Source organism: Bradyrhizobium sp. URHC0002, from assembly GCF_054059515.1.
In genome coordinates, this window is sequence record NZ_JBSSCF010000001.1 from 1,200,334 (window position 1) to 1,219,753 (window position 19,420).

General features: G+C 59.4%; 17 protein-coding genes. 5 read left to right on the top strand and 12 right to left on the bottom strand.

All coding sequences use genetic code 11. The features are described from left to right. Positions 1-101: 101 nt before the first annotated feature. The 7 genes from hpf to ACVWVY_RS05745 form a co-directional block, all read right to left on the bottom strand. Positions 102-689, bottom strand: a complete 588-nt coding sequence (gene hpf / locus ACVWVY_RS05715; RefSeq protein WP_456625458.1) for a ribosome hibernation-promoting factor, HPF/YfiA family — start codon at positions 687-689, stop codon at positions 102-104. Positions 690-824: 135 nt separating this feature from the next. Then, positions 825-2,480 carry an RNA polymerase factor sigma-54 gene (gene rpoN / locus ACVWVY_RS05720; RefSeq protein ID WP_456625459.1) on the bottom strand — a complete coding sequence of 552 codons (1,656 nt, stop codon included), beginning with the start codon at positions 2,478-2,480 and terminating at the stop codon, positions 825-827. Positions 2,481-2,676: 196 nt separating this feature from the next. After that, positions 2,677-3,669: an LPS export ABC transporter ATP-binding protein gene (lptB, locus tag ACVWVY_RS05725; protein ID WP_456625460.1), complete on the bottom strand. Its 993-nt coding sequence runs from the start codon at positions 3,667-3,669 to the stop codon at positions 2,677-2,679. A gap of 193 nt (positions 3,670-3,862) precedes the next feature. Continuing rightward, positions 3,863-4,564 carry an LptA/OstA family protein gene (locus tag ACVWVY_RS05730; RefSeq protein ID WP_456625461.1) on the bottom strand — a complete coding sequence of 234 codons (702 nt, stop codon included), beginning with the start codon at positions 4,562-4,564 and terminating at the stop codon, positions 3,863-3,865. Next, positions 4,561-5,289, bottom strand: coding sequence for an LPS export ABC transporter periplasmic protein LptC (gene lptC, locus ACVWVY_RS05735; RefSeq protein ID WP_456625462.1), 729 nt, complete (start codon positions 5,287-5,289; stop codon positions 4,561-4,563). The genes ACVWVY_RS05730 and lptC overlap by 4 nt, the downstream gene beginning before the upstream one ends. Before the next feature lie 142 nt (positions 5,290-5,431). Further along, complete coding sequence (locus ACVWVY_RS05740; RefSeq protein ID WP_456625463.1) at positions 5,432-6,046, bottom strand: ribonuclease D; 615 nt, start codon at positions 6,044-6,046, stop codon at positions 5,432-5,434. 169 nt (positions 6,047-6,215) lie between these two features. Continuing rightward, the gene (locus ACVWVY_RS05745; protein WP_456625464.1) at positions 6,216-6,605 is read right to left on the bottom strand and encodes a DUF4267 domain-containing protein; all 390 of its coding nucleotides are present in this window, start codon (positions 6,603-6,605) and stop codon (positions 6,216-6,218) included. A 128-nt stretch (positions 6,606-6,733) separates the two neighbouring features. On the opposite strand from ACVWVY_RS05745, the gene ACVWVY_RS05750 reads away from it, so the two are divergent. Beyond that, entirely contained in the window at positions 6,734-7,318 is a 585-nt protein-coding gene (locus ACVWVY_RS05750) for a TetR/AcrR family transcriptional regulator (protein ID WP_456625465.1), read from the top strand. Positions 7,319-7,432: 114 nt separating this feature from the next. On the opposite strand, the gene ACVWVY_RS05755 is transcribed toward ACVWVY_RS05750, so the two are convergent. Then, positions 7,433-7,591 carry a hypothetical protein gene (locus ACVWVY_RS05755; RefSeq protein WP_456625466.1) on the bottom strand — a complete coding sequence of 53 codons (159 nt, stop codon included), beginning with the start codon at positions 7,589-7,591 and terminating at the stop codon, positions 7,433-7,435. 175 nt (positions 7,592-7,766) lie between these two features. Here ACVWVY_RS05755 and ACVWVY_RS05760 point away from each other — a divergent pair, with 175 nt between their 5' ends. Both ACVWVY_RS05760 and ACVWVY_RS05765 read left to right on the top strand, forming a co-directional pair. Next, the gene (locus tag ACVWVY_RS05760; RefSeq protein ID WP_456625467.1) at positions 7,767-8,012 is read left to right on the top strand and encodes a hypothetical protein; all 246 of its coding nucleotides are present in this window, start codon (positions 7,767-7,769) and stop codon (positions 8,010-8,012) included. 203 nt (positions 8,013-8,215) lie between these two features. After that, complete coding sequence (locus tag ACVWVY_RS05765) at positions 8,216-8,449, top strand: hypothetical protein (RefSeq protein ID WP_456625468.1); 234 nt, start codon at positions 8,216-8,218, stop codon at positions 8,447-8,449. Positions 8,450-8,503: 54 nt separating this feature from the next. Here the strand turns inward: ACVWVY_RS05765 and ACVWVY_RS05770 are convergent, their stop codons facing one another. From ACVWVY_RS05770 to ACVWVY_RS05780, 3 genes are all read right to left on the bottom strand, one after another. Further along, positions 8,504-10,024 (bottom strand): malonate--CoA ligase, encoded by a 1,521-nt coding sequence (locus ACVWVY_RS05770; protein ID WP_456625469.1) that lies wholly within the window; start codon positions 10,022-10,024, stop codon positions 8,504-8,506. Positions 10,025-10,034: 10 nt separating this feature from the next. Next, positions 10,035-11,408 (bottom strand): malonyl-CoA decarboxylase, encoded by a 1,374-nt coding sequence (locus ACVWVY_RS05775; protein WP_456625470.1) that lies wholly within the window; start codon positions 11,406-11,408, stop codon positions 10,035-10,037. 81 nt (positions 11,409-11,489) lie between these two features. Next, on the bottom strand, positions 11,490-12,869 hold the full coding sequence (locus ACVWVY_RS05780; protein ID WP_456625471.1) for an SLC13 family permease: 1,380 nt from the start codon (positions 12,867-12,869) through the stop codon (positions 11,490-11,492). A 206-nt stretch (positions 12,870-13,075) separates the two neighbouring features. On the opposite strand from ACVWVY_RS05780, the gene ACVWVY_RS05785 reads away from it, so the two are divergent. Continuing rightward, on the top strand, positions 13,076-13,726 hold the full coding sequence (locus tag ACVWVY_RS05785; RefSeq protein ID WP_456625472.1) for a GntR family transcriptional regulator: 651 nt from the start codon (positions 13,076-13,078) through the stop codon (positions 13,724-13,726). A 379-nt stretch (positions 13,727-14,105) separates the two neighbouring features. Here ACVWVY_RS05785 and ACVWVY_RS05790 read toward each other — a convergent pair whose 3' ends face one another. Continuing rightward, a complete protein-coding gene (locus ACVWVY_RS05790) occupies positions 14,106-16,253 on the bottom strand; it encodes a hypothetical protein (RefSeq protein ID WP_456625473.1) in 2,148 nt (715 codons plus the stop codon). A 225-nt stretch (positions 16,254-16,478) separates the two neighbouring features. On the opposite strand from ACVWVY_RS05790, the gene ACVWVY_RS05795 reads away from it, so the two are divergent. Next, positions 16,479-19,409 carry a peptidoglycan-binding domain-containing protein gene (locus ACVWVY_RS05795; RefSeq protein ID WP_456625474.1) on the top strand — a complete coding sequence of 977 codons (2,931 nt, stop codon included), beginning with the start codon at positions 16,479-16,481 and terminating at the stop codon, positions 19,407-19,409. Positions 19,410-19,420: the final 11 nt, after the last annotated feature.

Here is a 19,420-nt window from a genome sequence, read left to right on the forward strand (position 1 = left end):
GGCCGGTGCCAACTCCCACGATGGGTTCCTGCACTCTAACCTTACGGGCGACGGACCATAGGGAGGGCGGCCATGGGCGTCAATTCTTGCCGGCATATATCTCAAGGGGTAACCGCCGGGGGGTCGACCCATCCAACATTGCCGTCCGTGCGCCGGTAAATGATGTTCACCCGGCCGCTGGAGCCATGCTGGAACACGATGCAGGCAGCCCCGGTCAGATCCAGCTCCATGACCGCTTCGCTGACCGAAAGCCGCTTCAGCGAGGTGGTCGCCTCGGCAATGATGACGGGGCTGTAGGTGGTGACCTCCTCGTCGCCTTCCGCCGGCGCCTCGATCACGTAGCTCGGCGCGTCGATATCCGCCAGCGCCGCGTTGGCGGCATAGGTCTTGCGGGCCGAACGGTCCTTCAGCCGGCTCTTGTAGCGGCGCAGCCGCTTCTCGATCATCAGGAGCGCCTGATCCGCGCTGGCATAGGCATCGGTTGCGTTCGAATCGGCCTCCAGCGTAATCCCGGAATCCAAGTGCAGTGCGCAGTCGGTGCGGAAGCCGAAACCATCCTTGCTCAGCGTGATGTGACCGGAATAGTTGCCGTCGAAATATTTTCGCAGGACCTCATCGGTGCGATCGCTGACGCGCGAACGAAGCGCGTCGCCGACACTGATGCTTTTCCCGGAGATTCGAAGGGTCATTTGATGCCTCGCTTGATTCCTCGACTACTCAGGCTGTTGATGTTGGAGGGTGAGTCCTTTCGATGAACCGGTGCCCCCTTTCCTGGAGCTGCGCTGGCGGGGAACCGAGATTATCGCGATTTGGGACGAACGCAATCAGGCCGGGGCCGTATCGCGGGACCGGTCGGAGGAGGTGGCAGGGGCTGAAAGCGCGTTACCGAGCATACTCTGTTTGTCGCGGCGGCGTTGCACCGAGGAAGGAATGCGCATGGCTTCGCGGTATTTCGCGACCGTGCGGCGGGCAATATCAATGCCGGATTCGCGCAATCGTTCCACGATGGTATCGTCGGAGAGGATCGCAGCGGGCGCTTCCGCGTCGATCAACAGCTTGATGTGGTGGCGGACCGCCTCCGCCGAATGGGCCTCGCCGCCGTCGGCCGACGCGATCGAGGCGGTGAAGAAATATTTCAATTCAAAGCTGCCGCGATTCGTCGCCATATATTTGTTGGCGGTTACCCGCGACACCGTCGATTCGTGCATCTGGATCGCATCCGCCACCGCTTTGAGATTCAGCGGCCGCAAATGCGCGACGCCATGCGTGAAGAAGCCGTCCTGCTGACGCACGATTTCGGTGGCGACCTTCAGGATGGTGCGGGCGCGCTGGTCGAGCGCGCGGACCAGCCAGGTGGCGTTCTGCAGACAGTCGCTGAAATAGGATTTGTCGCCGTCCTTGCGGATCGTCTTCGACAGCTCGGTGTAATAGACCTGATTGACCAGCACGCGCGGCAACGTGTCGCTGTTGAGTTCGACATGCCAGCCGCCGTCCGGGCCGGGCCGCACATAGACGTCCGGCACCATGGTTTGCGTCCGCGCCGAACCGAACTTCAGGCCGGGCTTGGGATCGAGGCGGCGGATTTCACCGATCATGTCGGTGATGTCTTCGTCGTCGACGCCGCACAATTTTCGCAACGAGGCGACGTCGCGCCTGGCCAGGAGATCGAGATTTTCTACCAGCGCTTGCATGGCGGGGTCGTAGCGGTTGAGTTCGCGGAGCTGGATTGCGAGGCACTCGCTCAGATTCCGCGCACAGACGCCGGGCGGATCGAATTTCTGCAGCACTGAGACCACGGCATCGACGTCCGCCTGCGAGGCGCCCAGCCGCTCCGCGGCCTGCCCCAGATCCGCCGGCAGATAGCCGGCATCGTCGACGAGATCGATCAGATACTGCCCGATCATGCGCTGCGCCGGCCCGCTGAACGCCACCGCGAGCTGCTCGGCAAGGTGGCTGCCGAGCGTCACCTCGGCGGCAACGAAGGCTTCCAGATTGTAGTCGTCGTCGTTGGAGGCGCCGCCGCCCCATTCGGTGTAGGCGGTCGGTGCCGCATCCTGCGCCACGCGGGCGGCGGCTTCGGCCGGCTCTTCGGAAAAAACGTTGTCGAGCGGGGTGTCCAGCGTCTGCTCTATCTCGGTACGGCTGCCGAGGTCGCGGTTCAGCCAGTCCTCCTGGCCGGGCTCGAAGGCCTCGCCAGCGGAACCTGACGCCATATCGAAGGTATCCCCGCCCTCGTCGCCATAGCTGCCGGAATCGCCCGAATCGGAGAATTCGGCACGCTCAGTGGCCGGCTCGCCCGCCACCGGGGCTTCGGGGCCGTCGCTGGCCCGATCCAGCAGCGGATTACGCTCCAGTTCCTCCTCGACGAAGGCCGACAGGTCGAGATTCGACAATTGCAGCAGCTTGATCGCCTGCATCAGTTGCGGCGTCATCACCAGCGACTGCGACTGACGGAACTCTAATCTCTGCGTTAGCGCCATGAAGCCAAGAACCGATCCACTGAAAGTTGGTCCGATTCTTGCTTATATTAGTCCCAGGCCCTTGTACACGGCTTGACGGATGCAAAAATTGGGCTATAGCGCGATCCGCTAAAATGGGAACCCGGGTTCAGGTCGGCCGCGCGTTAAATTCACAAGTGAAAGCAATACTTTATCGCCAAACCGTCGCACCGTTTGGCTAAAGCCGGAATTCCTCGCCAAGGTAAAGGCGGCGTACATCCGGATCGTTGACGATTTCTTCCGGACTGCCCTCGGTCAATATCTGCCCGGCATAGACGATATAGGCGCGGTCGGTCAGGCCGAGCGTTTCCCGCACATTGTGGTCGGTGATCAGGACGCCGATGCCGCGGTTGGTGAGGTGGCGGACCAGATCCTGAATGTCGCCGACCGCGATCGGGTCGATGCCGGCGAAGGGCTCGTCGAGCAGCATGTAGTTCGGGCGCGTCGCCAGCGCGCGCGCGATTTCGACGCGGCGGCGCTCGCCGCCGGACAGCGCGATCGATGGCGACTTGCGCAGCCGCGTGATGTTGAATTCCTCGAGCAGCGAATTGAGTTCCGCCTCGCGCTTCTTCCTGTTGGGCTCGACGACCTCGAGCACGGCGCGGATATTCTGCTCGACGGTGAGGCCGCGGAAGATCGAGGCTTCCTGCGGCAGGTAGCCGATGCCGAGCCGCGCGCGCTGATACATCGGCAGCCTGGTCACGTCGTGGCCGTCGAGTTCGATGGCGCCGCGATCCGCCTTGATCAACCCGGTGATCATGTAGAACACCGTGGTCTTGCCGGCGCCGTTCGGACCCAACAGGCCGACGGCTTCGCCGCGGCGGACATAGATGCTGACGCCGCGCACCACCTGTCGCGTGCCGAAACTCTTTTCCACGCTATGCACCGCGAGGAAGCCGGGCCGCTTGACCGGGCGCGGCGCTTCGCCGCCATTGGCCTTGGGACGGGGTTGCGCACGTGGACGCGGTTCGCGCGGCGGTTCGACGTCAGGCGGCAATTCCAGCCCAGGCAGCGCGGCGGAACGCGCCTTCGACGGCGCATCACGCACCGGGCTCGTCAGCATGTCGCCGAAGGAATCGCCGAGCGTGGTGATGTCGTCGCGCGAACGCGCAAACCCGGGGGCACCGCGTTTCGCGGGGCGTCGACGGAACATGCCGAATAAATCCACCATCCCGCTTCGCTTACGCCTTTCACGGTGATTCCGCGACGCGTCCGACGGCGAATCGCTTCGCTGGCGAACATGAATGAATGGATGTCCCCTGCCCAGCGAAACACCCGCCGTGCGCCCTGCCCAGTAGATACAGGCTCGCGCTACCGGCTTCAACCGTAGCGGCCCCAAATATTCTTCAAGGCATTGATCTATATTATTTTTTACCAGGGATCAGCGACGGTATCTGTACCGGAGCCGGAGCCTGCTTCGACCCGCCCGATCCCGACCCGCAATTCTCTCCCTGGATGAACATGCCCTGCACCTTGCCGCCGTCGGATTCGACGCGCGACACGCCGGTCGTCATGTCGACCTTGAGGCGGTCGCCTTTGAGCACGTTCTTGCACTGGGTGAGCACGACCCCACCGGCCATGGTGATGAGGTTGGCCCGCGTGTCGAAGATCGCAGTATCCCCGGTCACGACCTGGTCCTTCTGCGTGACCACGACAGAGCCCCTGGCTTCCAGCCGGCGGATCGACGAACTGCCGCCGGGGCCGGGGGTTGCGGACTGCATCGGCCCGGATTTCGATCCCTTCGGTGCGGCGGGCGCGGCCGGCGCAGGCGTCGCTGGCGCCGGGCCGGAATCGTAGAACACCACCAGCGATTTCGAGGTCATGGTGGTGTCGCCCTGCACGACCTTAACGTTTCCGGAGAAGGTCGCCTCCTTTTTCTTGTCGCGCATTTCGAGCGACGCCGCCTCGATCTGAATCGGCTGGTCGCGGTTCTGCGAAAAGCCCTGCATCGCGTTCGGCACGCCCGACATGGCGCCTTGCGCCAAGGCGTCGCCGGAGGCGATCAACGCGAGCGCAAGCGCCGCGTCCGCAAAACTGCGCGAGAGGAACTGCATCATAAATTTCATTTCGTGTTTGACGACTTGCCGGTGACGGACCGTGTCCTCGGTGGTGGCGCCGGTTCAGGCTCGGGCTCGGGCGCCGCAGGGCTTTCCATGATCAGGTTCATCACGACATTGCCTTCGAAACGAACGATCTCGCCGCTGTTGATGATCCTGAGCCGGTCGGCGGTGAGCGTCCCGTTGAGCAATTTGACGTCGACATGCTCGTCCGACGTCACCGTTCCCTTGTTGATGTCGATATAGGCCTGCGAAAGCTTGGCCTCGTAGCCGGTGGAGGATTGCAGGAAGATGTCCTTGCGCAGGTCCAGCATCTGCTGCTTGCTGTCGAAAAATCCGGTGCGCGCATCCATCGTCACCGTGCTCTTGTCCTCCATCATGACCTTGGCGCGCAGCGTCCTGAGTTCGACATGGTCAGGGTCTGTCAGATCCTGGATCGCGGACTTGGCCCACACTTCGTAGGGACGCTGATCGGTCGAGAAACCCGCAAGGTGCGGCGTTTCCATGGTGATCTTGGTGCCTGACACCACGAGATTGCTGATGTCGACGGGCAACTTCAGCCCCGTCTGGAACGGGTTCACGAAGACCTGGATCAGGACGATGCTGGCCAGGGCCAGCAACACGGCCGCCGGGACCGCGACCCGCAGCATCCGCACCATCCGGCTGTGGCGGGCGGCCGCCGCAAAGCGGGCCTCCATTCCGGTGACATAGGCTGGGTTCTGTACCGAGTTCACCGGGGCTCCAAGAGGGGGCGCCATGACGCCAAGGAAGCGTCATTCTACCCGCAATCGCAGGATTATGCAGCCCGAACACGCGCGATGAGTGTGACCGAAACGGGGCGGAAGCGGGCAGCCGTACCGCTTCAAATGGTCCCGGTCACGAATGCGCGAAGATGTCCTCGGCCTCCCAGCCGCCGAGATCGAGCTTGGCGCGGGTCGGCAGGAAGTCGAAACAGGCCTGCGCCAGTTCGTTGCGGCCTTCGCGCGCCAGCATGGCATCGAGGCGCTCGCGCAAGCCGTGCAGATGCAGCACGTCGGACGCGGCATAAGCGAGCTGCGCCTCGCTGAGGCTCGCCGAACCCCAGTCGCTCGACTGCTGCTGCTTCGACAGGTCGATGTTGAGGACTTCGCGCACCAGATCCTTCAGGCCGTGCCGGTCGGTATAGGTGCGCGTCAGCCGCGAAGCGATCTTGGTGCAATAGACCGGCTGCGGCATCACGCCGAACGCGTTGTAAAGTGCGGCCAGATCGAACCGCGCGAAGTGAAAGATTTTCGTGACGTTCGGATTGGCCAGCAGCGCCTTCAGGTTCGGCGCGTCGGTGTGGCCGTTGGGAATCTGGATGACGTCGGCGCTGCCGTCGCCGTTCGACATCTGCACCACGCAGAGCCGGTCGCGATGCGGGTTGAGCCCCATGGTCTCGGTATCGATCGCCACCGAATCCTTGTAGCGGGACAAATCGGGCAGATCGCCGCGATGCAGGCGGATGGTCATGTAGGAAAGCCTCGTGTCATCAGTCGATTCGACCGAAACACTAGCGCCCAAAACCGCGCGAGGCGAGCGGCTGGCTGCCACCAAAACCGCAAAGACCGGCTTTTCGCAGCGGTTTTTGGCCTCAGGCGGATGGCTATTTTGCCGGAAGCGCCCTTCGATGGCGCGGACACTAGCCCTTGCCGGCGGCCACCCTTCGCCACGCCAGCGCGGCGGTGATTGCGATCAGCGCCAACGCAAGCGGGTGAAAGACCGGCGGGGTCACGCCGTTCGAAGACAGTACCGTCATGTCGAACACCGGTAGGGCCGTCGTCACAGTCAGAAGAATGGCGAGCGGTGTCCATTGTCGCGTGAGCAGGAATATCGCGCCGGTAATGACGATGACGAGATTGCGTGACAGGTAGACCCGATAAAACAGGCTGCCGGCGGCATCGGCAACCGGCGCGCCGAAACGGGCCGACGCCTGTTCCGGCGCGATCAGGCCGCGCAATGACAGGGCCGCGAATGCGAGTAACAGCAGTGCGGTCAGTACGATTGCCGCAACGTCCAGCGACCTCTTCATATCGATCCCTCCCGTCCGCAGTCGGAAAATTGCTGAAGCCACGGGTGGATCAGCTTTTTTCGGAATATATATGTTGATATACATACTATGAAGGTCGACATACTTATTTGCAATTGATATTTTCGCGCATGGCAAAAGCTGATGATTCCAAAGGGAAAACACTGACCGCCGCGGTCAAGCTGTTTCGCCAGCAGGGCTATCACGGCACCGCGCTGCACGACATCCTGGCGGCCGGAGGTGCACCGCGCGGGTCGCTGTATTTTCATTTCCCAAAGGGCAAGGAGGAGATTGGCGCAGGCGCATTGTCGCTTGCCGGCGAAGCCGTGCGCCAGGCCATCGTGCAGGCCGCGGAAAAATCCGACAGCGCCGAAAGCTTTCTGGTCCGCATCGTCCGCGCCATGGCATCGGACCTTGAACGCTCCGATTACAGGGAGGGTTGCCCGATCGCGACCACGGCACTTGAAACAGCCGCGCAATCCGAGGTGCTGGGCGCAGCGACCCGAACCGCATTCCAGAAATGGGAGCTGGAGATCAAACGCGGGCTGTTCCGCTTCGGCCTGACGTCGGGCGACGCGGATCTGGTCGCCACGATGGTCCTCAGCCAGCTCGAAGGCGCGCTGCTACTGGCGCGAACCTATCGTAGCCTGGTGCCGATCCAGCGCGCGGAAGAAGCGGTGCGGCTGCTGGCGTTCGCGGCAAAGAGCGCGAATTGAATCCCGCGATTGTTTTGTATCGAGCCCATTTTCAATGAGCGCGTGAAGTGATGGCCGCCTACGCTTGAGACTTCCTGCTCGCGGATCATGGAGAGTTCAGCCTGCTTTCAAGGCTCAGGCCCTCTTCTCTTCGGACGATGTCGGCGGCTGAAGCCCCGGGCTGTTGGCCCAGCGGTCGAGATGCTCGATGACGTCCGCATGGCTCGGCCGTCGCGGAGGCGGCGGCTTCCGCTCTTCGGACAGCTTGCGCGGCAACTTGATGTTCTCGGTCATGGGGGCGTACTCCACACCCGAAATCATGCGCTCCCGCAAATCATAAATCAACCATTAACTTATTGTTTTTGTTAAAGTATTTAGCTAACTTGACGCTTGAATCTCGTTTGATGGAACCAGCGCCAAGGACAAGTGTTGAGTAAACTACTCAATGAACTCATTTGGAGTTTTTTCGATGTCCGACATGCGCGGTGAGCGACTACAGGTGATGCTCTCGCCGGAAGAGCTGACGGCGATCGACGATTTCCGCTTCAAACACCGGATGCCGACGCGGGCAGCGGCGGTGCGCGAGCTATTGAAGATGGGCCTGACGGTCATTGCCGCCGACGGCAGCGGCGGGATGAAATCCAGCAACTATGGCGTGTTCAGCCGCGGCCCGGACGGACACACGCACGACTCCGATCAGGATCCGGCGGCATAGCCGCCGATCCAGCGCGTCATCGCAAGCGCGCTCACGCTTCAGAAGATGTCCGCCCGCAGACATGGTGGTCCGGCGCCCCGAACCCAGCGCACCTCACAGCGACCAATTCCACGGCGAATCGCTTGCAGTGCAGCAAATCGTCCTTACGTTAATGGAAAGAACATTTGGAGGCTCGCCCAAGGCTCGACACCTTGGAGATCACCATGACTACTCAACGTCCCGCCGATTTGGCGAGCAATTCCCCGCGCGAAGACCGACCAACGCACCCCATGTACGACGCCAGGCAGGGACTTCTGCGGCATGCATTGGCCGCTCTGGGGAGTGCCTGCCACGATACGAAGAACTTCGAAGTCGCCCGTTACACGCGCTTCCGCGGAGACGTGGACGAAGATCTCGATCACCAGTTCTCATGGCGCTTTGGTGTTCCGGTACGCTAGGCACGTTCACCTCGCAGCCGGTCACCGATCTGCGACCGGCTGCGCCGCTTGAGACTAGCGATCGAACGTCTTCGCGTGCTGCTCTCTCAAATCCTTTTTCTGAACTTTGCCCATTGCATTGCGGGGTAGCTCGGTCGCAATAAAAACTCGCTTTGGTTGCTTGAATTTGGCGAGTTCATTGGCAAGCGCTGCGAGAATGGCTTTTTCCTCAAGGATCGCCCCCGGCTTCGGCGTGACAACGGCGACCACGCCTTCACCGAAGTCCGCGTGAGGCACGCCGATGACCGCGCATTCGGTCACGCCCGGTAAGGCCTCGATGGCAGCCTCTACCTCAGCCGGATAGACGTTGAAACCTCCCGAAATGATCAGGTCTTTGGCCCGCCCCACGATCCAAATATACCCGCGATCGTCGATGCGTCCGAGATCGCCGGATATGAAGAAGCCGTCTTCGCGAAATTCATCACGCGTCTTCTCCGGCATCTGCCAGTAGCCCTTGAACACATTGGGTCCGCGAATCTCGATCACGCCCACCTCTCCGTCGGGCATCGCTTGGCCGGTCTGCGGGTCCGCGATGCGGATCTCGACACCGGGGAGCGGCAGCCCAACGGCGCCGGGAATACGATCCCCATCGTATGGGTTTGACGTGTTCATGTTCGTTTCCGTCATCCCGTAGCGCTCAAGAATGGCGTGGCCGGTGCGCTCCCCGAACTCCTTATGCGTTTCGGCGGAAAGTGGCGCCGAGCCGGACACAAAGAGGCGGATGTGCGCGACGAGGTCTCGCCCGAAGTCGTCGCGGGCCAGAAGCCGCGTGTAGAACGTCGGCACCCCCATCATGACGGTTGCTTGTGGCAGAAGGCGTACGATTTCCTCCGCATTGAAGGTTGGAAGGAAGATCAGCGAGCTGCCCGTCATCAACGTAACGTTGGTCGCGACGAAGAGGCCATGGGTGTGGAAGATCGGCAGGGCGTGAAGCAGCCGGTCCTCGGGCGTGAAGCGCCAATGATCGCGGAGGACTTCAGCGTTCGAGGCGAGATTGCCATGGCTGAGCATAGCGCCCTTCGAGCGACCGGTCGTGCCGGAGGTGTAGAGGATGGCGGCAAGATCGTCGCGCGTACGCTCGACATCCTCGAACGCGGGCGATTGTGCCCGGGCGGCCTCCATCAGGCTGCCTTCTCCGTTCGATCCGAGTGTCTCGATCCGTGGCACGCCCACCTCAGTCGCAACAACTTGCATCTCTGCGGCGGACTCGGGTCGGCAGATGAAGAGCGTCGGCTCGGCATCGCCAAGGAAATACCGGATTTCACTCGCGGTGTACGCTGAATTGAGTGGCAAGTAGACAGCGCCTGCCCGCAACGCCGCGAGATAGACCAGTAGTGCCTCGGCGCTTTTTTCCACCTGTGCCGCCACACGGTCACCCGGCTTTACGCCAAGGCTCTTGAGTGCGTTTGCGAAGCGTCCGGAGAGTTCGGCCAGGTCCGCATAGCTGAGCGCGGAGCCGTCCGGCCGCCACAAGAAGACCTTCGACAGATCGGCAGGAAAACGATTCTTGAAGATCGTAAACAGATTCCCAGACATGACGGACCTCTCAAGCGGCAGTGGATGTGAACTCGCGGAGTTGACGTTCGACGCTGGGCGATGCCGCAACCGCGCCTTGGTTGGCATAGGCCTCGTGATTGGCCTCAATGGTGTTCAGGTCGTAGAGGTAGTTGACCATCAGGCCAGCCGCCTCTTGCAGGCCTTTGGGCGATGTATCGCCGAGCCAGTTGAGACGCTCCAATCGGGCGCCGTTGCCAAGATGGAAGCGGGCGACGGGATCGAGCGGCTGCCCGTTCTTCGCTTTGGCCTTCAAGTAATAGGTCGCGGCCAAGCCCATGAGTTGCGGGCGAAGACGTTCGGCAAAGGCCAGCTCCCGATGCCAATCCGGATCCTCGAGGCGGGCCATCGCCGCAGTGTCGATCCCCTCGAGATCGGCTTCACGTGGATTCTGGGCGACACGCTTGAGCCAGGAACCGAAACCAGGCGCCGGTGAGAGCGTGACGAACGTCTTGAGCGACGGCAGATCGCTAGAAAGATCCTCCACCACCTGTTTGATCAGAAAGTTGCCGAACGAGATGCCACGCAGGCCGGGCTGGCAGTTGCTGATCGAATAGAAGATCGCTGTCGTCGCCTCTTCAGCGGGAATGACCTGGCGATCGTCCGCAAGTATCGTCTGGATGGATGACGGGATCTCCTTCGCCAGCGCCACCTCAACGAATATCAGCGGCTCGTCGACCAGTGAGGGATGGAAGAAAGCATAACACCGACGATCGGGCGGTTGGAGCCGCCGGCGGAGGTCGTCCCATCCCTGGATCATGTGCACCGCCTCATAGCGGATGATCCGTTCGAGGATGTCGGCGGGTGACGACCAGCTAATGCGCTGCATCATCAGGAAGCCGCGGTTGAACCATGAGTACAGAAGGTGGACGAGATCATCGTCAACGCTGGCGAGTTCTGGGGCCTTGCCGCCGTGCTCGACGAGGTCAAGGCGCATCTGGACCAGTGCACTGGTGCCCCCAGGAGCGAGGTTCAGGCGTCGGAATAACTCCTGACGCGGCGGTTCGACCGCGCGGAGGAGTTCGCGTAGTCTCTTCGGGCTCGGGTTCTTGTCGTACTCGTTCCAGGCCGCGCGAAGCGCTGGCTGGTCGGGTCCGAAGTCGCGGCCAAGCAGCTGGAAGAACTTGATGCGGTCGGATACGGGAAGGCCCGTGTAGCGATCGAGCAGTTGCCGAGCCAGGGCGACGCCGGAAGCTTCGCCCCTTCCAGACAGCAGGGCCCGGGACAGCTCCTCGATGCTGTCAGATGGTCTCTCCGAACCCTTGCGGCTGCTTTTGCCGACGTCTCGCGCGGACGAGCGGTCGATGAGTTGGCGACCACGCTCGGCGATGCTGCCCAACATGTCTTGAAAGAATCTCGTGCTCATGGGACCTCGATCCTTACTGGTGCTACGTCAGCAATCATGAGGACGGCTTAAGGCCGGCCTCGGTGTCGAAAGGCCGATGCGCTAACCGGGCAGAATGAAGATTAGCCAGACAACAATTGGTGCCACGACCGTCACCAAGGCTCCGTAACCCAGCAGTTTGCGAAAGAACGCTTGAGGGTCGATGCCCTTCGCGGTCGCGAGTACTATGGCGCCATTCGTCGAGAACGGACTGACATCAACGATGGTCGAGGATACCGCCATCGCACCGACGAAGCCGACCGGATTCACGCCCGTGCCTGCTTGCAGGAGTGGCACCGCGAGTGGAATTAGCGAACCCAGGACCGCTGTCGAAGAGGCGAACGCCGATACTACTGCGCCGATGAAGCAAAGTAGCAAAGCTGCAAATAGAGGCGAGCCGAGACCCGCGACGCTGTCACCGACAAGGGCGATCGTCCCCATCTTTTCCAGAACCGTCACATACGTGCTGACGCCCGTGATCAGCATGATCTCGGGCCAGCTCACTTGGCCGATAGCGCGCTTCTGCAGGTTCGGCGCGATAAGCGACAACCCAAGGCCGATTGTGAGCGAGACGAAGCCAATGTCCTGATTGAATGCCAGCACGAGAACGGCCAACGCGACGAGACCGGCCAACGTGAGCATTCGGTAGGTCTGGGAGCTGTTATCGGGCTCCTCGTCGGCACCAACTTCCACCAAGGGATCACCGCGTCCCTTTTCAAGCATCCGCTCTTCTGTGAGCGCTTCCGCCTCCGCATCGCCGAAGGCTTGCGGGCCCTGCTGTGCGACTGCCACCCGGACGGAGGGGACGGTGCCGGCCTCGGCAAAGTCAGCTCTTACGGAAAGCAGTTTGCGTCCACCCATGAGAAAGAACAGGAGCAGGGACACTGCGAAGTTCACGCCGAGGCTCGCGAAGAACGTAAACAGTTCGTCGACGGGGAGCCCGGCCCGCATCACGATGGTGTTGGTGATGCCGCCGTAGATGCTGATCGGGGAAAAGCCGCCGCCTTGCGCACCGTGGATCACCAGGAGACCCATGAGCAGCGGGTTGATGTGATACTTCGCTGCGAAGCCCAGCGCGATGGGCGCGACGATTGCCACTGCAGCCGGGCTCACTGCGCCGACTGCGGTGAGGGCGGCTGTTATGCCAAACATGATCCACGGGATCGCTGCGATCCGGCCGCGCACCGCCTTGACGGCCAGCCGGACGAGCCAGTCGATGGTGCCGTTGTTCTGCGCGATCGCGAACAAGAAGGTGATGCCGACCAGGGTCAAGAATAAGCTGCCGGGAAAGCCAGCGATGATGTCCTTGCTGGACATACCGGCTGCGAGTGTGCCGACCAGAAAAGCGCCGACAAAGGCCAGCACGCCCATGTTCACGGGCCAGATAGTGGCCACCACGAACATCAGGCAGAGCGCGTAGATCGAAACCATCTGTGCTGTCATTTGGCGTTTCCCGTGAACGTTTCCTGAGGAAGGCCCTGCCCTTGGCCGAGGTGTCCCCGGCGGCGGATGGCGTAAGGCCGGCTTTTTATCGTTGCACACCGGATACGTCGTCTTGTGTTATAAGTCAACAGTCTTGCATACAATAATGGGATTGAAAAATCACCGACGGTCCCGCTAGAATGCAAAACCTGTTTTCGGGGAAGGACATGCGCCGCGCTGAAACTTTGAGAGATCAACTTGAGCAGGACATCGTCACGGGGCACTTCAAGCCGGGCGACCGTCTTGATGAGCAGAGCTTGGCGGATCGGTTCGGGGTGTCACGTACCCCGATCCGCGAAGCGCTTATGCAACTCGCCTCGATTGGTATGGTCGAACTGCACGCCCGCCGCGGCGCGTTCGTCGTGAGCCTTAGCCTCAAGGAAGTTGTTGAGCGGTTCGAGACGATGGCCGCGCTCGAAGGCATGTGCGGCGCCCTCGCCGCCCGAAGAATCACGGATGAACAGCGCAGCAGGCTGCTCGAGGCTCATCGAGCGTGCGCCGAGGAAGCGAAGAACGGAGCCTCGGATGCCTACTATTACGCCAACGAGCGCTTCCACGACGCGATTTATGAGGCCTGCCATAACGGCTATCTCGCCGAGCAGGCCCGTCAGCTTCACAATCGCCTGAAGCCATATCGCCGTTTGCAACTGCGCGCTCGCCAACGTGTCGCGCATTCATTTAACGAGCACCAGAATATCGTCGATGCGATCGTCGCTGGCGACTCTGCGAGGGCGGAGCAATGCCTGCGGGATCACATACTGATCCAGGGCGAGCGTCTGTCCGACTTCATTACGAGCTTCGATGCCGCTGTCGCCTGACGGTGCGAGCGCACCCGGTCTGCAGCAGGGTGTCAGGGCTAGACGCAACGTTTTGCGCAACAACTTCGAAAGTCGAGCCTTTGCCCGACATTCGATGGCTCGTGCGCGCTGAGTCCCGGTTTGTGTTACCGGTCAGCGGATCAAGAGCCCGCATTTTTCGCGAATCATGGGCAAGGGCACTTGGTGCCCAGGAAAGGATTGGCGGGTCCGATCTGCAAGAGATTGATTTATATCACCTTTTTGGTTCGTTGTCGAGACGTTGTTACACAGTCCTGTTACAGCATCTCTCGGCGCTGCTGGAACTAACAGGTTTCGATCTAGTTGACCGAGAATGAGGGCTGACCCGTAAACGGTCATCCGTCAGGTGAGGAGCCCGCTGTTAGGAGGCGGGCTTTTTGCTGCCCTCTACGTCAACGATGCGCCCTCCTTTGTAGGTGAGCGAAGCACCGGCGTCCGAAAGGCCTAATTGCAGGAGCTGCTTCCTGACCTTACGGCGGCAATACCAATTGAGGGCCGTGGCCAGCGCCGGCATCGGCCGTTCCAATAGTGCGAAGAACACCCTCACAAAGCCAACCGCACCGAAGGCGAGCAATACCGCTCCCCAAACAACATTTTCGTGGAGCGCGCCAGTGAACACGTTCAAAAGACCGACCGCTCCAAGCGCAAGGAGAATTGCGCCGATGACAATCTCGATAGCTATCGCTCTGCGGTTTACGGCCGCCACCACACCGCGCACTTGAGAATTGACGAGGGCCTCGGCGTCAGCATTGCGCTGCTGAAGGGCGGCAACTTCAGTGGTCAAGCGATCTAACTGGGAGTTAACCCGCTCCGAATCTGAGCGCGACGCCTCTTTATACGCCTCCACGTTAGCAGCGCTCTCCGTTTTGAGCCGTAAAATCTCTGCTTGATGCTGTTGGCGTAGTTCCTCGGCCGTAGCTTCGCGCATAACGTCTAGAAGGCGCTCCGCGTTGTCCGCCGTCACAACACTTTCATTATTCAGCGTCTCGTCCGCCAGCTTCTGAACGCTGCGGGCATCTTGCATTAGAAGATTGAGTTGTTCGATCCGATCAGGAGTTACGATGGCTAGTTGGGCTGCGAGAGCGTTTCTGACTTCGGGGCGAACTTGTAGGACCCGGTCGCACGTTGCGATGAGATGGCCTCGCGGGATCGTTTCGCTTGCGCCCAAGCCCGTTCTCAACCAGGCCGTCGTCGCAAGCTCACGAGCGTGAATTACAGGTCCCTCTTGGAGCGAATTGATCATCCGGCTTTGCAGACAGTAGTTTCTGGCATGCCTCACAAAGGATGGATTGCGAGTGACCAAGACGTGACGCGTCTTGAACACGTCTGCGCTCTGTCGCCCCTCCCGCAGCCGCATCACAATGGCAGCGCAAGTAGCGTCATGCTCGCGAGCATTTATGTTGTTGCCCCATGTGATGCTTCCGAGAAAGTCATCGAATTGTTCCTGCGTAAAATACTTATGTGCATGGTGATAGGTGTCGAGCGATATTTGTCGAACCGTAATCCCAGCGCTACTGAGCGCGGTTTCGGGCTGGTTCATAACGGCCCGTACGAAATCTCCAGCGACCTCTTTGCGTAGCATTGCGTTGTGGGTGTAGCCTCGCCGAAGCTCAGGAGGCAACGACAGCATGCTTTTTAGATTGTGCTGCATCTCCACGCAGCTTGCCGGGAGCACGACAAACGTAGCGCCCACGTCTTTTAATGCGGAGACGATTGTAGCAATGTCATCCTTGAGCGCTTTGCCCGAGCAACCGAGATAATCCAATGCGATTGGTGCATCTAGGATAACCGTCAAGTCAGTCTTAGTTTCTACGTGCGTGGGTTTCAAAAAATCTTCGACCACTTCAGCAAGCAGGCCAATCGAGCTGAGCCGGGTCAAGTGAGGGACAAATTCTGGCCTTCGTTTCATAAGCTGCTGCACGAACTTGGCGCACATGTAACGGTCATTGGAATCTAAAGGATGCCCGCCCTCTTCAAGACCCGCCAAAACCTCCACCGCGGCTCCACCGGGCTCCAGTTCTCCTAACTGAGGTGCAAACGCCCCTTGTCCCGGAGCATCCATCATGACCAAAAATCGAATGAGTATGTCTTTGAGTTCTTCTCTTGTCTTTGTATAGGAAAGTAGGTCCGTGACCTTTGGTGGAAACTTTTCGAACTCATCTATGATTTTTTCGAAGGCGGTCAAAAGCGCTGGCGATGCCTCAACGGGCTTTTCGCTGTACTGCACTAAGTAGATGACGCCGGCGGCGGAACGAGCCTGTTGCTTAAGAAAGCCCCGTCGTTCAAGTCGGGGGATGAATGTAGCGGCAATATCACCTGTGAAGCGCCAGCGATAAAGCCTTCGGACACCTGCTGAGAAAAGGTGCGGGTCAAACACTTTCCCGTCCATGACCGCCAAAATCGGCTCAAAGAATGGAATGAGCGCGTCAAGCACGTCATCGTTTTCTTTGCCCTTCAGCTCATTAAGCGCGGCGTAGACCCTTAATGCACGACGAGTGACATTGCTCATCCCAGCTTCCCTGTGCCCGACTCACTCAACCGGTCATTGTAGACCAATATTGCCTTTTATCTAAGATCTGTGGACGGCGGCCTTGCCGGGACGGAAAGCTTTTGGGGTGTCAAACCAGAGATGTTACCTCGTGCCTGTCGCTAGACGCCTTCGGAGTCGCTGGGCTGAAAGTTTAACTTCAAAAACGCCTTCCGGTTGCATACGCTCACGGGCGGGGGCCAGAGCATGACCGACATTCTGGAAGGTGACGTTAGAACATTTCAGTTGCTCAAAAATCCGTTCTTTGTTCTTAAGGTCGACCCGAGCACGTCTTTGGATCGAATTACAGAGGCGGTCGAGGACGCCCTAGCTGATGCCGAGATATCGGAAGGTGTCATTGCAGAAGCCCGTGAGGCCCTAATCAATCCTCGGCAGCGCACCAACGCGGAGCTTTCTTATCTTTTCGATAGCCCGCCGAATCAAGTCGCTCGACTCGTGGCGGCATTGAAAGCCTCGCCGAATACACTTCTCAAAGAAGCCGAAAGAGCGGCCCCGCTCTCAAGGTCAAACATTCTGACAGAACTAGCTTCTCGCTCGCCGGCATCGAGCGACATCCTCTTTTCGATTCTGGACGCCCAAGCTCACACGGCGCCGGCCGACATCTTCACGAAAATCCAATCGGTCAGACGGCAAGCTGGCGTCGTGAGCCCATCTTTGGAAACCGTCAAGGAGGCGCTCGAAACGCTCCACGAGCAACACGTCAAAGCGCTGCTAGGGGGATTGAAGAGTGCCAAGGCAGCCGCTGCACCACTTCGCGATTGTACCAGACGAATTTTAGCCCAACCCGACGAAGACCGGCTGCACGCGCTAGATAGGCTGTTGAGATCGTACGCCCAGTTTGCATCCTCTGAGTTAGGAGAAGTTGAAGAGCACATAGCCGCTAGTGTTGCGGATTTGAAATCGAGGCCGGCGACGAAAGACGATATCAACACGCTGTCAAATTATCTGCAAAAGTGGATCAATTTAGCTCGGCCACTCATTGAATCCGAGGCGAGCAAAGGGCGCGACGAGCCTCGCTCTCGTCAGCTCTACTTCACAATACGGACTCTTTGCCTCGATCGCGCTAATCAGCATGAGGATTTTATTTCGGCGCTTGCCATTTCAGAAGTCGCCTCCAAAGCATTTGAATCGCTCCCAAGAGCCTCTGAGCAGTTGGCCGAGGACGACGAGGTACTCAGAGACCGAATTACCGAAAGAAGAATAGTCCCGCTGAAGGATTTCGTTGATCGCGTTTCGAAATGGACCATCGCAGCGGACCTAGAAAGTGGTGGTTTCGGTCCCTCTGCGAAAGGAGAAGCTCGCGATCTATGGCTTCTCTTTTCTACAGCCTTGGACGGACTCAGCCAAACGAAGTTCGCGGACCTCCCTTGGATATTGTTACGCGGCCTCGCAATCAATCTGAACAATGAAGAGAACTCGCCGGTTGCCGCCAAGGTAATCATCGAGCAGCTACTGCGTTTGGCAAGCGACGGGGGCATCTCCGCCGAACTTGCTGGGACCCTCCGAGAAGACCTTTTCGCTGCCACAAAGAATGCAAAAGAAAAGCGACTGTTGAAACTGGTAGAAGCTGGGGAGACTTCAACTGCTCTAGCTGCGTTAGACGACTTGTTGAAGATCGATCTCTCAGCGGAAGACCGGGCGGTCTACAATCAACTCAAGCTCAAATTACAAAGTCAAAGAAACGGTCGATACATTAAGTGGGGCTTCTTTGGCGTGATAGGCCTCGTGTTACTAGTCGCGAGTATTTCGAACAATTCGGGTCCCTCTAGTTCCGGCTCAAGTTCTTCATCTCGTCCTGTTCAGCCGAGTTTCCCATCGACCCCGCCTCGCACAAACGCAGACAATTTTTCTAATATCAGAATTCCGACCCCGCAAACTGAACCGGTAGATACGTCGGAAATCAAGCCCCCTATCGGGTCGGGCAATCTCCTTTCACGTGCGAATATCAGGTACTGCCGCTATCAGAAAGCTAGACTGAAAAGCATTGAAGGAGACTTACGGGGCCCATACGAGACCGACGAATTCAATAAACTTGCCGACGACTACAACGCGCGTTGCTCGAACTTTCGATATCAGGAAAGCGACTTGCGTGTCGTTGAAGAAGAAGTGAGAAGCAAAGCAACTCTGTTAAGCCAAGATGGTCGCCGCATAACGTCTTCTTGGCGATCACGTCCTCCACCTCCTATCATTCCTGGCATCGGATCATCCTCACCGTTTGAGGCACGACCTAGTGGCCAATCGCCCCCGCTGGCTCAGCTTCCGCCCGAAATAATGGGAGCGCCCGTGGCTAAGCCTGAAGCCCGAATGCAAGACGATTCCGCCACAGACCTACTCAATCTTGATATAGCTATCGCAGCCCAGAAACGCCTACTTGACTTGGGCTTCTTCCGCGGACCGATAAATGGTGTCTGGGGCCCTCAATCTCGTAGCGCATTAAAGGCGTTTAAATCAGCAAACGGCCTGTCTCCAGACGATAACTATGATGGTTCTTCGGCTGAACGTTTGCATTCGGCAGCAGCCCTCCGCGCTCCTCCAGGAGCAAAACCAAGTGCCGACCCCAGCCAAGAATCTTATTACGCGCCGCGAGCAGGCACATCCATCAATCCACTGAACCGCAACGATGCTGCTCGCCTACACAATAAGCTGCGGGAGCTTGGATATTACAGGGCCAATAATAATAACCTTTGGAGCGCGGCCTCGCGGGATGCCTTGAAGGAATTCAAGACAAGGAACGGGCTTGCCGCTGACGACGTGTGGGACTTCATAACCGAACAAACCCTCATGGCAGCCGCCGCGCCGAGCACCCCGGCCGATATTGAGGCTGCATTTTCGGCAAGCGTAGCGGGCGCTTGGACGACCGATGCCAAAGCGTGTCAAGGTGCTTCCGCAGGCTCAGATGCGCTTGTCGTGACGATCACGACGAAGGGCGCGGAAACAGACGGTTCACGATGTGAGTTTCAATCGTTCTCTGGCTCCGGTGTCAGCTGGAAAGTCGCGGCCGTGTGCACCATCGCTGGAGAAGTCCGAAAAACAAACATCACCCTTATTCGCCTGAACGAAGTTCTAACGTGGTCTAGTGTCAAAGGCTCGACCAAGTATTTGCGATGCCCTGGCTGAGAGGATCATCT